At 46.7% G+C, this 12,520-nt stretch carries 13 protein-coding genes and 1 pseudogene; all 14 read right to left on the bottom strand.

All coding sequences use genetic code 11. From position 1 onward, the window contains the following. Nucleotides 1-9: 9 nt before the first annotated feature. Nucleotides 10-1,134: a flagellar biosynthesis protein FlhB gene (gene flhB / locus GTH32_RS11470; RefSeq protein ID WP_163085841.1), complete on the bottom strand. Its 1,125-nt coding sequence runs from the start codon at nucleotides 1,132-1,134 to the stop codon at nucleotides 10-12. Between the two features lie 47 nt (nucleotides 1,135-1,181). After that, nucleotides 1,182-1,961, bottom strand: a complete 780-nt coding sequence (gene fliR / locus GTH32_RS11465; protein WP_163085839.1) for a flagellar biosynthetic protein FliR — start codon at nucleotides 1,959-1,961, stop codon at nucleotides 1,182-1,184. 1 nt (nucleotide 1,962) lies between these two features. Next, nucleotides 1,963-2,232, bottom strand: a complete 270-nt coding sequence (gene fliQ / locus GTH32_RS11460) for a flagellar biosynthesis protein FliQ (protein WP_013785095.1) — start codon at nucleotides 2,230-2,232, stop codon at nucleotides 1,963-1,965. An 8-nt stretch (nucleotides 2,233-2,240) separates the two neighbouring features. After that, entirely contained in the window at nucleotides 2,241-2,999 is a 759-nt protein-coding gene (gene fliP / locus GTH32_RS11455) for a flagellar type III secretion system pore protein FliP (protein WP_163085837.1), read from the bottom strand. Beyond that, a complete protein-coding gene (gene fliO, locus GTH32_RS11450) occupies nucleotides 2,992-3,411 on the bottom strand; it encodes a flagellar biosynthetic protein FliO (protein WP_163085835.1) in 420 nt (139 codons plus the stop codon). The genes fliP and fliO overlap by 8 nt, the downstream gene beginning before the upstream one ends. Before the next feature lie 28 nt (nucleotides 3,412-3,439). Continuing rightward, a complete protein-coding gene (fliN, locus tag GTH32_RS11445) occupies nucleotides 3,440-3,841 on the bottom strand; it encodes a flagellar motor switch protein FliN (protein ID WP_163085833.1) in 402 nt (133 codons plus the stop codon). Between the two features lie 17 nt (nucleotides 3,842-3,858). Then, entirely contained in the window at nucleotides 3,859-4,917 is a 1,059-nt protein-coding gene (gene fliM / locus GTH32_RS11440) for a flagellar motor switch protein FliM (protein ID WP_163085831.1), read from the bottom strand. A gap of 13 nt (nucleotides 4,918-4,930) precedes the next feature. After that, nucleotides 4,931-5,464 (bottom strand): flagellar basal body-associated protein FliL, encoded by a 534-nt coding sequence (gene fliL / locus GTH32_RS11435; protein WP_163085829.1) that lies wholly within the window; start codon nucleotides 5,462-5,464, stop codon nucleotides 4,931-4,933. Nucleotides 5,465-5,610: 146 nt separating this feature from the next. Continuing rightward, the gene (locus GTH32_RS11430) at nucleotides 5,611-8,013 is read right to left on the bottom strand and encodes a flagellar hook-length control protein FliK (RefSeq protein ID WP_163085826.1); all 2,403 of its coding nucleotides are present in this window, start codon (nucleotides 8,011-8,013) and stop codon (nucleotides 5,611-5,613) included. Between the two features lie 260 nt (nucleotides 8,014-8,273). Continuing rightward, nucleotides 8,274-8,720, bottom strand: coding sequence for a flagellar export protein FliJ (fliJ, locus tag GTH32_RS11425; protein WP_163085824.1), 447 nt, complete (start codon nucleotides 8,718-8,720; stop codon nucleotides 8,274-8,276). 11 nt (nucleotides 8,721-8,731) lie between these two features. Further along, nucleotides 8,732-10,066 (bottom strand): flagellar protein export ATPase FliI, encoded by a 1,335-nt coding sequence (fliI, locus tag GTH32_RS11420; protein WP_163085822.1) that lies wholly within the window; start codon nucleotides 10,064-10,066, stop codon nucleotides 8,732-8,734. Continuing rightward, on the bottom strand, nucleotides 10,059-10,841 hold the full coding sequence (gene fliH / locus GTH32_RS11415) for a flagellar assembly protein FliH (RefSeq protein ID WP_163085820.1): 783 nt from the start codon (nucleotides 10,839-10,841) through the stop codon (nucleotides 10,059-10,061). The genes fliI and fliH overlap by 8 nt, the downstream gene beginning before the upstream one ends. A gap of 92 nt (nucleotides 10,842-10,933) precedes the next feature. Then, on the bottom strand, nucleotides 10,934-11,974 hold the full coding sequence (fliG, locus tag GTH32_RS11410; protein WP_163085818.1) for a flagellar motor switch protein FliG: 1,041 nt from the start codon (nucleotides 11,972-11,974) through the stop codon (nucleotides 10,934-10,936). 13 nt (nucleotides 11,975-11,987) lie between these two features. Continuing rightward, a pseudogene (locus tag GTH32_RS11405) lies at nucleotides 11,988-12,395 on the bottom strand (flagellar basal-body MS-ring/collar protein FliF); the annotation flags it as partial. Nucleotides 12,396-12,520: the final 125 nt, after the last annotated feature.

The raw sequence follows: 12,520 nt of genomic DNA, 5'->3' as shown, positions 1-12,520 counted from the left end.
AACACTAACTTAACGGCGCAAATCTGGTGGTATTGGAAGATCTCGTTTAAGCGGACTAGGTCGTTTGCCCTTACCTTCACGGTGGGCCTTTAGCTGGTAAACGTGCGCTAATACTTGTGCCACAGCCATAAATAGGCCGTTGGGGATTTCGTCATCAACCTCTGTTGAGTAGTAAATGGCACGGGTTAACACCGGCGAAGGTATTAGTGGAACATCATTGGCTGTGGCTATTTTACGAATGTGCATGGCCAGCTCATCAGCGCCCTTAGCAACAACAACGGGGGCGCGATGGCCACTTTCGTCGTATTTTATAGCAACCGAATAGTGAGTGGGGTTAGTTACCACAACATCGGCTTTAGGTACATCCTGCATCATACGCTTAGTCGCTGCTTGATATTGTAAACGGCGTATTCTACCTTTAACCATAGGATCGCCTTCCGCATTCTTATGCTCGTCCTTAACCTCTTGTTTCGACATCTTCATTTCTTCGTTGTGCTTATACATTTGATAAGGCACATCGATGACGACAATAGGGATCATACCGCATACCAGCATAAGAAACGCCCACTGCAGCATATCCATAGCGTGAAACAAATTGCCTGGGTACACTTCCATATCAAGGTGAAGCGCTTCATCTTGGAAGAACAATAACGCTGTAATGGCCATCCCGATAATAACCACCACCTTAGCGATAGATTTGATTAATTCTACCAAGCCGTTGGTACCGAACATGCGTTTAAACCCGCTTAACGGGTTCATTTTATTGCCTTTAAACTTCGCCCCTTCCCACGTAAAGTTAAAGCCACCTAAGGCGATAGAGCCATATATCCCGGCTATCATAGCCACTACCATGTACACTAATACCGGCGCCGCTATGCTGGAAAAGGCCTCGCCCCACGCAGCAAACATATGTGTCGTATCGTAAGTTTCATCACGAGAAAGAACAAACATACGTTGGGTAAGCTTAAAAACTGACTCAGCTATCCAGCCCCCTACCATTAAAAACATAAACGCACTCACCACCAACACCAAGGTAGTGGAAAGTTCTCTTGATCGCGCAAGCTGGCCCTTTTTTCGGGCATCGTCGAGTTTTTTCCCCGTGGGGTCTTCTGTTTTTTCGCTTGAATCAGCCATCTAGTCGCTTCGCTTCAAGTTAGTAGGCGCTATCGAAGTTAAATGCATCACGGACAAATCCTTAGCAGTTCACACATAAGTTGCTGAGCGCGTATCCACTGAGTTTCAAAATGCACGGTGAAATTATCGAGGTTCACCCAAATAATCAGTAGCCCCATTACCTGAGCTATAGAAAAACCAATACTGAAAATATTTAACTGGGGGGCGGCTTTCGTCATAACGCCAAAGGCTAGATTAACTATCAATAGCGACACTATAGGCGCCAACGATAAGGTGACAGCAGAAATAAACATCCAGCCCCCCCAGTGGGCGATACTGCGAAACTGCTCTCCCGTCCACCACGCTTCGCCAATCGGAAACGCCTGAAAGCTCATCACTATCATTTGGATCATTGCTAGATGACCGTCAAAGGTCCAGAACAATAAGGTGGCAAGAATTAAGTAAAATTGGCCCACTGCGGGCACGTTAATTCCATTTACTGGGTCAACAATTGAGGCAAACCCCAAACCTGTTTGCATTGCAATTATTTGGCCCGCTAAAACAAAGGTGTTTAGCACCATCATCGAAATGAAGCCTATACCTATGCCTATTATAAGCTGCTGAATACCGAGCACGAATGTCCCTACATTTACCAAATCAGTTACCGGTGATGGCGGCACCACTGGCATAATGATAAGTGTCAGCATTATGGCCAACAATGCTTTCACGGGGGTAGGAACCGACTTACCACTAAAACCTATCATGGCGGCAAATAAGCCGCTAATACGCATAAATGGCATTAACATATCAGCGAGAAACTGGTTAATAGTGGCCAGCTCAACTTCCATATTACCCCACCACCTGCGGGATCATTTCGACCATGTGGAAAGTAAAGTCCATTAGTTTTTGCACCAGCCAGTTACCTCCCCAGCTTAATGCAAGTAAGGTGACGAGCAAACGCGGAAGGAAGCTCATGGTTTGTTCGTTAATAGATGTAGCGGCCTGAAATACGGCAACCACTAACCCTACAATCAAACTGGGAACAATAACCGCAGACACCAAAACAATTACCATAAACATGGCTTCGCGGAGTATTTCTACAAATACTTCTGGTGACATATGTCCCCCTAGACGCCCATACCAAAGCTTGTGGCAAGCGTACCAAAAATGAGATTCCAACCATCCACCAGCACGAATAGCATAAGCTTAAACGGCAGAGAAACAATCATTGGCGAAAGCATCATCATCCCCATTGCCATAAGTATAGATGCCACTACTAAATCTATGATTAGGAAAGGAATAAATAACATAAATCCGATTTGAAAAGCGGTTTTTAATTCACTGGTAACGAAGGCGGGAATTAATATAGTCAATGGAACTTCATCCGTATCGGCATACTTACCCTCATCGCCTGCAATGCGCACAAAGGTTTCTAAGTCTTTTACCCTGGTTTGAGAAAGCATAAAAGCGCGCATTGGGCCTTTTGCTTGCTCTATAGCCTCAAGACTTGTCACTTCTTCGTTTAAATAGGGCTGCAATGCTCGCTCGTTCACCTCTTCAAATACCGGCGCCATAATAAACATAGATAGAAACAAGCTTACGCCTATGAGTATTTGGTTGGAGGGCGACTGCTGCAATCCGATTGCTTGGCGTAGAATAGATAACACAACAATAATACGGGTAAACGATGTCATCATCATAATAAACGCCGGTATTAAACTGAGCGCTGTCATAATAAACAGCGCTTGTAGTGTCATGCTGTAGTCTTGTGTTCCATCGTCATTGGTCACTACCTTTACCGCTGAAATACCCTGTTGCGCGAAGGCGGTATCGACAAAAAAGAGGGTGCCTAATAACGCTATTAGGGCCAGGGTATATTTACGCATCCGTGTTATCTCCCTTATGGTTAGGGTCTATCTTACCTGCCATAGCCGCAACTAATTTTTGCTTAAACTGGTCTTTCCCGGTTCCGTTGGAGCCGTCTTTTTGTATCACAATGTTATTTTCAAGCTTACTTAAATGGGAGATATTATGACTGGTGACACCAATAAGGTGCTGTTCGTCACCTACTTGAATCACCATTATTTTTTCCCGTGTGCCTGCAACCATGCTCGCCACCACTTTGACATGCTGATTACCTAAGCTTGCGACACTAAACCGTCGCGCAATATACGCGAGCGCAAAAATAATGCCTACAACTAATAATAACGATAAGAAAATTGACAGTACCGACGTGGGGTTCGTTATCGACTGGGTGGATTGTGCGCTAACAAACCCGGGAAATAATAGGGGAAGCATTGCGCAACCCCTTATTTTAAAAGAAGATTTATCTAAGCTTCTTAATTCTCTCAATTTGACTAATAACATCTGTTAACCGGATACCGAATTTGTCGTTGACCACTACTACTTCACCATGAGCAATCAACGTGCCATTTACCAATACATCTAATGGTTCACCGGCGACACGATCCAGTTCAACCACAGAGCCCTGGTTCAACTGTAACAGATTTCGGATACTAATTTGACTACGACCGACTTCCATCGAAATGGTGACGGGGATATCCAATATTGTATCCAGTTTCTTTTTTTCTTCTTGGCTGATAGGCGCATCGTCGCTTAATTCGTCAAGTTCGGCAACCCGCACGTCATCACCATCTTGTTCCGCATCTTCAGATTCTGCCTGTTCTGCCATCGCAGCAGCCCAGTCGTCCATACCATCTTCACTCATGGGAGTCTCCCCTTACCTTACAGGTCTTCTTCGAGTACTTGCAGCTCTGCGTCATTATCAATAATGCGCCCGCCGCGGGTTAATAACTGTAGCTCAGACTTCACAGAAGTCGGCCTTGCAATTTTTTCTACTATTTTAAGCGCGAGATTGTCTCGTGAACGTCCTAGTTTCGCTCTAAACGTTGGCAACTCTTCAATAAGCACCGTAATGTGTTCCGGCATTTCCACTGGAATAATGTCACCCGGCGTAAACTCCATAACATCACGAAGTGGCACATCAACGTCCAACATGTGGGTGGTAAGTGCCACCTTCACGTCCATAATTTCGTCACGCAGTGCCTTACTCCAACGTAAGTCTGTGTCTTCTTTATCACTTTGAACACCAGCGTCTAGCAATTCACGTATAGGCTCTAACATTGAATAGGGTAGTGAAACGTGGAAATCGCCTCCCCCGCCATCTAACTCAATATGAAACGAGCTTATAACAACCACTTCCGTTGGACTGACAATGTTCGCCATCGCTGGGTTAACTTCTGAGTCGAGATACTCAAACGACACATCCATAACGGGCGCCCACGCCTCTTTGTAATCCTCAAAGATGATTTTCAGTAGCATCTGAATAATACGTCGTTCTGTGGGCGTAAATTCGCGCCCTTCAATTTTGGCGTGATATCGTCCATCACCGCCAAAAAAGTTATCCACCAAAATAAAAACTAAGCGGGCTTCCATAGTAATAAGCCCGGTACCTTTTAATGGACGAAACCGCACCATATTCAAACTCGTGGGCACGAATAGCGTATGAATATACTCGCCAAACTTAATCATCTGAATGCCGTTTATCGACACTTCAGCAGACCGACGCATCATATTAAAAAGGCTAACGCGCATATGCCGCGCAAATCGCTCGTTCACAATTTCAAGCGTAGGCATTCGCCCACGCACAATTCTGTCCTGCGAGGAAAAGTCGTACTCGAGTGTAGAAGCGTCAGAGTCGGCGCCGCCAACCTCTTCTTCTTCTACATCATCTACCCCGTGTAATAGGGCATCGATTTCATCTTGAGATAGTAAATCACTCACAGTTTTATACCTGTTATTGCATTACGAAACCGGTAAACAAAACGCGTTCAACCACGTCGCTTCCCGTTAAATCTCGTAGTACTTTTTTCACTTCTGTTACGGCTTGCTCACGTAACTCGACTTTACCGGCTTCGGTGACTAAATCATCGGCATTTGCGCTACTAAACACCTGTAATAGTGCGCCTTCGATAAGCGGAATATGCGTTTTCGCCAACTCTTCGTTATCACTGCCGCGTACTAACAACTGCACTTTAATTTGCACTAACCTATCTCGCCCGGTCCCCGGCACATTGAATACAAAGGGCCGTGGCATGGCTACATATAGCGCTGTGCCTATCTCAGCATTCGCTGAGGCGGCCCTACTTGACGATGCAGCTTGCTGATCTACCTCTGCGAGTTGATCAACTGCTGGCGAATCATCCCCTGCAAACAAGAAAAAATAAGCGGCTGCGCCCCCACCTACTAGCACAATGGCAAGAATGATAATAAGCATCATTTTGCTTTTTTTATTGCCGCCTTCCTCAATTTGTAACTCTTCGTCAGCCATGTTTATTCCGTTAATATTACGTCTAGGTAGGTATTATCAAGTTTCAGCTATAAATGGCAATGCTGAGAAGGGCGATATTTCGCATTTACGAGCAATCGTTCGCCTAATACTATCGCCCGCATCAACAAATGCGCGACTTTCTCTGATTATGCATAGTAATCAATCCCACCTTTCGCCTCTCGGCTTACCGCCTGCTCAATAATTTGTCCCTCACCGGCGGCAATACCGTCAGCATCGGCAGCGCCATCGTTGTTATTTGAACCTGCAAGTTGCTGGCCATTTTGTTCGCCACTTTGAGATGAGTTATCTTTTCGTACTTGGGCATCACCTAGCTCAATGCCCTGTTCACTTAACATATCTCGCAACTTCGGCATGGCATCAGCCAGCACTTCTTTCGCATGTTGCGACTGCACTACAAAGCTGACGCTGGCTGCATCGCCGGACACATTCACTCTAACTTGCATACTGCCAAGTTCTGGAGGGTCCAGTCTAATTTCCGCCATGGTATTACGCGCATTAACCATCCAGCGAATTTTTTCGTTTAACTGTTGTTGGCCTTCCGGCTTATGAATATTGACGGCCTTATCAAAGCCCTCGAATTGCTGTTGAGATTTTGACGCTTCGCTGCGTATTTGTTGGGTTTCGGTTATCTGGCTGTCTACCGTTAAAAACTGGGTTGCAAGGGCGTTGTGTGCGGCGCTTTGGGTGTTGTGAACTAACTGTAAAAACTGACCAGCCTGTGCTTCTACGCCTGCCATAAGCTGCTGAGCGTGTGCTAAAGGTAAACCTGCATCAAGGGCCGCTTGCTCGACGATAGTTGAAAGGTCGATGCCAGGCTCTCGGCCTTGCGCTACCTGCTGTTGATACTCATTAATACCTGCGATGATATTACCTTTTATTGCCTCTTGCTGATTGGTGCTAGAGGCTACAGGTAAACTAGAAACCACACGTTCAGCAAGGGCTTCTGTGGCCTTTTGCGCACTTTGAGGGCTAAGGCTGGCGAGTGAATCTAATAATAAACGGCCAGATTCTTCCACCGTTTCCCCCGTTATAGTGCTGCTAGCAAAAGGCGTTTGCCCCGCCAACGTAGGCTCGGCGCTATTGGTTAAACCCTGCTCGGTACTGCTAGTTTGTGCCGCACTGCTTTGCGCGTCAGAAACCCGCTGCGCGGCTTCATTTAATGCATCGTTGAATAAGCTAAGAATGAGCTGCTCATCTTCACTTAGGGCTTGGTTAGGTGTAGTTTCATCGGCTAAGGCTTCGCCATCGCGTAGGTTACTGTCAACATCTTGTTCGCCAGTGCTGCTTGGATGTGTGGCCGTTTTCTCAGATGGGGCCGCGAATTGAGCAAGCAATGCATCTAGTGATAATGCTTCATCACTTACTTCGCCGTTTTTTAGTTCGCCGCTAGATGGCGCCTTTGTGCTACCGCTCATGTCGCTCAAGGCTGCTGCAAGTGCTTTTAAAGAGGCGATAGTTTCTTCGCTAAGCTTAGTGTCGTCTGTCGATAACTGCGTGAATAGCTGCTCGGCTATTTTTACCGTCTCTGTCTCGTTTAGACCACCAGCATCTACACCTTCGCCACTGAATTGACGCATTAGCGCACTTAGTTCGGTATCTTCTGCGCTATTACTCGCAGACATACCCAAAGCAGCAAGCGCCTCGCTCATGTCATCATGCTTGACACCACCATCCTGTCCCGGTTTCTCAAGTGAGGTATTGCCCTGAGTTTTTCTCACCGCATCGATAAAATCAACCCAAGATGTATCGGTTTGATTTGCCGCTTTGTCGGCTTGGCTTTGCGTTAAGAAATCACTCGCTGATGCGCTTTCTTCATCGATAGGCAGGCTGGTATAAATAGGATCTGCTAACTTTTTCCCGTTTTTATCCACCTCATATACTTCGTCTATACCCTCTTGTTGATGAGGCTGGGAATACCCATTCAATGTGGCAGGGATTGTCCCTTCCCCAGAGGTATTATCTGCTGGGTGTAAACCGCCTGATAATTGTTGATCGTTATCGGGAACAATCGTAACCTGCTGAGAAATCCCCTCCTCGTTACTATCCGTTGGCGCCGACGGCAGATCGGTATGTACGTCTGTAGCGCTGTCTCGTTTTTCACTCTCTAGGCGAGCGACATTCCTAGCATCATCAGTGGATGTATCTGTGTGTCTCGGGGGAAGGTCAGTATTTACATCGGTAGAGGTATCTCGTTTACCTGCCACCGGGGTAGCAGATTGGTGGCCATCTGTATCTGTAGCATCTGTATGTGCATCAGGTAAATCCGTATTGACGTCGGTGGAGGAATCTCGTTTCCCCGCTAGTGACGACGATGCTGTATCTGTGTTTTGCGATTGCCGCGCATTATCGTGATGATTGCGTGGCTGGGCGCCTGTTGACTTTGCATCACGATACAGTGCCTGAAACGCCTGACTGTTATCTGTACTTTTTTCAGCTTCTAAGCCCGCCTCTACCGCTTTCGCAGTGCTACTGGCAGAAAAGGGTAAAGCGGCAACCTCTGAATGACTCGCGGCAACTTGTTGCATCATATGTTTTTACCGTCCTACAGTGACTATACAGTCAGTAAACTATTATTGTTGTACCTAAACGATATTCTTATTGCGTTGATATTACGCTGATTTTTAATATTTCATCTTGGTACAAAGTGAGATGAGTACACGATCAATTAGCTCGCTTTACCCACCCCATAGGCATTTATATATGCTGGTTTTGCAAGGAGCGTTCCACTTCGGATATTTATTTCTGCGCGGCGTGGCGCCAGGCCCTTATGGAGAGGTAACGATAGGGTTTAGAAAGACGTTTTCTTCGCGCGGAAAAAACGCTGACTGGCAAATTCATCCATCATTGCCTGCTCAGCCTTCGCTTCCTTCACTTGAACGGCGCGTTGCTTTTTATCTAGCAAAAGAGTTACTGCTTTTACTTTTTGCTGCTGCTTTAGCCACACTTGTTTGCGTTGATCTGCTGCCATGTTAGCGCGTGCTATTACGTTCATTTGTTGTTCGCAGGCCTTATCGAGTTTGCCTACAAACGATAAATGTTGTTGATAATGCTGGGCGCTGACACCTGCTTGTCCGGTGCGTTGAATGCCGCGTATATAATCGAGTTTGTAATGCTCTAAGCTCGTCAACTTTTGCTTTTGTTGATTCACGTTTAATTGTGCTTGTTGAAATAATTGGGCCGCTTGTTGCTCTTTTTCTCGTTCGAACTCGGCAAGACGCTCTAACTGTTTAGACACAATAACGCTCCTTATCCATTCCCTAGCCCTTTCGCTAACGCCGCCATGCCCTCTAAACATTCATCATAGGGCAATGTGTTTTTCATCCCCTGTTGCAAAAATGCATTGATAGCAGGCTCTGCCCTTATAGCTAAATCGATGCGGGGGTCAGAACCCTTCGCGTAAGCTCCTATGGATATGAGATCTTGATTTTGCTTATAGTTCGAGTACACCTGGCGTATACGCCGCGCCATCGTTTGATGCTCATCACTGACCACCATAGGCATCACTCGACTGATCGACGCCTCAATATCTATGGCAGGATAATGTCCACTATCAGCAAGCGCGCGGGAAAGCACCACGTGACCATCTAATATAGCCCTGGCCGCGTCTGCTACTGGGTCTTGTAAGTCATCACCTTCGGTTAACACCGTATAAAAAGCAGTAATAGAACCTTGCTTTTCACTACCGTTACCCGCCCTTTCAACCAGCGCAGGTAAGCGGGCGAACACGGAAGGTGGATACCCTTTAGTTGCAGGGGGTTCGCCCACGGCTAAGGCAATTTCTCGCTGAGCCATGGCATAACGGGTAAGAGAGTCGATAAGAAGTAGGACATTCATTCCCTTGTCGCGAAAATATTCAGCGATAGTCACCGCCGCCTCGCAGCCTTTTAAGCGCATTAATGGCGAGGTATCCGCCGGCGCAGCAACCACAACAGCGCGGGCGCGCTCTTCTTCGGTGAGAATATCGTGAATAAACTCTTTTACTTCTCGCCCCCGCTCCCCCACTAGGCCCACCACCACTACATCTGCTTCACAGCCTCGCGTCATCATACCAAGTAGCACACTTTTACCCACACCACTGCCGGCAAATAACCCCATACGCTGGCCTACGCCGACGGTATTAAGTGCGTTAATTGCGCGTACACCTACGTCCATCGGTTGGGTAATCTGACGGCGCAATAATGGGTTCATGGGTGGGCGGGTAGTGGGCGCTCGGCTTTCTGCTTCTATCTCGCCTAAACCATCAAGAGGTTGACCGTTACCATCGACAACACGGCCTAATAGGCCCATTCCCACAGGCAAACCACCTTGGCGATTTAACGGCATAACGCGGCTACCGGGGACTATCCCCCTCACCGCTTCGGTAGGCATTAGGTAGGTAATATCATCGCCGAAACCCACGACTTCCGCTTCTATCTCACCTTCAATGGTCTGCACTAAACACTGACTTCCCACCGGCAGTTGACATCCAATAGCTTCTAACGTTAAGCCTATCCCCCGTACAAGCTTTCCCGCCGCCACAATAGGAGGCGAAGTTACCTGCTTAGTTAACGACGTTAAATGCTCGTGCCAGGGACTAGTCATCAGATAACCCTTGGTTCAGTAAAAACTTATCAATAACATCACGACAGCGACGTTCGATAGAAACATCTACCGCATTATGCTCAGTGGTTATATCGCAACCACCGCGCTGCATGGTAGGTGTACTTACAAACGACCAGCCTTTATCTTTTATGGTTTGCTCACCAAAGTGAGAGGTAACCAATTCGATATCTTCTGGGTGCATATGAATTTGGTAGCGGGTTTGATTGATAGGCAGCGCTTTCATGCCCTCACTTAGGGCTTGTAAGATGACATCAGAATTAGTCACAGGCTCAAGTTTAAGTACCGAGCGTGCTAAGGTGACCGCGAGCTTAACTAATTGGTCTCTGGTTTCATCATTAGCTTGTGATAAAGGGGCATGTAATTTTTCGGCAAGTTGTTGCCATACTTCAGCCTGGGCCTGAACATCGCCTCGCCCTTCTTCCTGCCCTTGCGCTAATCCTTCGTTGTAACCGGTCTCGCGACCTTCAGCTAACCCTTGCTCTAATCCTTCTCGTTTCCCTTCTTCAAAACCTTGCGCTTTGCCTTGGGCGAAACCTTCATCATGTGCAGCCTGACGAATGGCCTCTATTTCCTCGGCAGTAGGCGGCAGAATCTCCTGCTCCTCCTCCGGTGGTTCATATTTCCAATCTGAGCGAAAGTTTAATGCATTGGTTTTGCCGTCGTCCGTTTGTTTTGCTTTCGCCTCTACATACGGAATGTCCCATTTCTTTGCTTCGCTGCGTTCGTTCTCGCTAAACCCTTTAGTAGATGACATGTGACTACCTAGCTGAATTAAAATGACTATTGAGCACAATGCACGTAGACGCACCCGCAACAAAATAGACGAAAAAAGAGCTCATAACGCGTTTACAAGAACTCTTCGCCACCACCACCGCCAAGCATAATCTCGCCTGAATCGGATAATCGTCTGGCCACAGAGAGGATCTCTTTTTGAGCGGTTTCGACCTCTGAAATACGCACGGGCCCTAAGGCTTCTAAATCGTCAGATAGCATCTCAGCGGCACGTTTCGACATGTTTTTCATGATCTTGTTTTTAAGCTCTTCGTCTGCGCCCTTGATAGATTTCAACAAGGCGTCTTGCTGTACTTCACGCAAGATAGCTTGAATACCTTTATCGTCTACATCAATCAGGTTATCAAACACAAACATAAGATCTTGAATCTGCTGGCTCATTTCTTCATCTTGCTCGCGGATAGCATCCATTAACTGCCCTTCAATAGCCGTATCGAGGTAGTTCATGATATTTGCTGCAGATTTCAGGCCGCCCATTTTCGCCGCTTGGGTACCCGCTTGACCAGCAAACTGTTTCTCCATAATTTCGTTAAGCTCTTGCAGCGCAGCAGGCTGCACTTCTTCAAGATTTGCAATACGCATCAGTAAGTCAAGACGCACTTTCTCAGGAAACTGTGCCAAAATTTCGGCGCTTTGTTCAGGCTCTAAGTACGACAACACAATCGTTTGAATTTGGGGGTGTTCGTTACGAATAATACTGGCGACTTGCTTCGAGTCCATCCATTTCAACGAGTCCAGGCCTTTAGCGCCGCTTCCCATTAGAATTTGATCAATAAGGTTCGCGGCTTTGTCTTCACCTAAGGCAGCAGTAAGCGCACGCTTGACGAAATCTTGGCTTTGGAAACCAATGGTGCTGTAGTTTTGAATTTCTTCAATAAAGTGTTTATGCACAGCAGTAATTTTTGTCTGTGTCATATCATCAACTTTAGCCATCTCTGAACCTAGCTTTTGCACTTGCTTAGGCTCAAGATGCTTAAGGATTTGTGCCGCATCTTCTTCTGATAAACTCAACAATAAGATTGCCGCTTTCTCAACACCTTCAAGTTTACTGACGTCGTATGACGGCTCTTCAATATTGGCGAGTTCTTCAGCCATAATACGCTCTCACTTACTCATCTTGCATCAGCCAGCCCTTAACAACTTGGGCTGACAATTCAGGTTCGTTTGCAACGAGCGCACGAACCGCTTTTAATACATCTTCGTCTTTATGCAGGTCAGGTAACATTAGTGAACCATCGGCCGCGAAGCCTACCTGACCTTCATCGAAGTCTGAAGACAGCATACTAATCGTTTCATCACCAAGATCCAGCCCTTCATCAGCATCAAAGTCTTCAACATCTTTGCTCTCATCTGGATTTATCAAACGACGTAACATAGGTCTTATCACAAAAATGATAAGCACTATTATAACTAACCCACCCACGATAAGTTTTAGTATAGGCAAAAATCCGGGTTGCTCCCACAATGGCGCTTCTTCTAACACACCAGAATCCATACGCGTAAAGGGTACACTAACCCTGAGGGATCCCCACGAATTTAATTTCATGCACATCCGGCCCAGGCCCCGTCTACTATAGAGCTGTACCATTTGAGTGCAGCTTTCCACTGTCGCATAGTGAATCGTATTCGGCAAGCGACAGC

Origin of the sequence: Alteromonas profundi (assembly GCF_010500865.1) — a bacterium.
Taxonomy (GTDB): domain Bacteria; phylum Pseudomonadota; class Gammaproteobacteria; order Enterobacterales; family Alteromonadaceae; genus Alteromonas; species Alteromonas profundi.
The sequence above is the reverse complement of the archived record's forward strand: the minus strand, read 5'-3'. Positions and strand labels throughout refer to the sequence as shown.

What these genes read in the sequence shown, in the direction of transcription:
- fliO (WP_163085835.1), bottom strand. Translation starts at nt 3,411, where the DNA reads ATGCTTCCCCTATTATTTCCCGGGTTTGTTAGCGCACAATCCACCCAG.
- fliQ (WP_013785095.1), bottom strand. Translation starts at nt 2,232, where the DNA reads ATGTCACCAGAAGTATTTGTAGAAATACTCCGCGAAGCCATGTTTATG.
- fliI (WP_163085822.1), bottom strand. Translation starts at nt 10,066, where the DNA reads ATGACTAGTCCCTGGCACGAGCATTTAACGTCGTTAACTAAGCAGGTA.
- fliR (WP_163085839.1), bottom strand. Translation starts at nt 1,961, where the DNA reads ATGGAAGTTGAGCTGGCCACTATTAACCAGTTTCTCGCTGATATGTTA.
- fliH (WP_163085820.1), bottom strand. Translation starts at nt 10,841, where the DNA reads ATGTCATCTACTAAAGGGTTTAGCGAGAACGAACGCAGCGAAGCAAAG.
- fliN (WP_163085833.1), bottom strand. Translation starts at nt 3,841, where the DNA reads ATGAGTGAAGATGGTATGGACGACTGGGCTGCTGCGATGGCAGAACAG.
- fliP (WP_163085837.1), bottom strand. Translation starts at nt 2,999, where the DNA reads ATGCGTAAATATACCCTGGCCCTAATAGCGTTATTAGGCACCCTCTTT.
- flhB (WP_163085841.1), bottom strand. Translation starts at nt 1,134, where the DNA reads ATGGCTGATTCAAGCGAAAAAACAGAAGACCCCACGGGGAAAAAACTC.
- fliL (WP_163085829.1), bottom strand. Translation starts at nt 5,464, where the DNA reads ATGGCTGACGAAGAGTTACAAATTGAGGAAGGCGGCAATAAAAAAAGC.
- fliG (WP_163085818.1), bottom strand. Translation starts at nt 11,974, where the DNA reads ATGGCTGAAGAACTCGCCAATATTGAAGAGCCGTCATACGACGTCAGT.
- GTH32_RS11430 (WP_163085826.1), bottom strand. Translation starts at nt 8,013, where the DNA reads ATGATGCAACAAGTTGCCGCGAGTCATTCAGAGGTTGCCGCTTTACCC.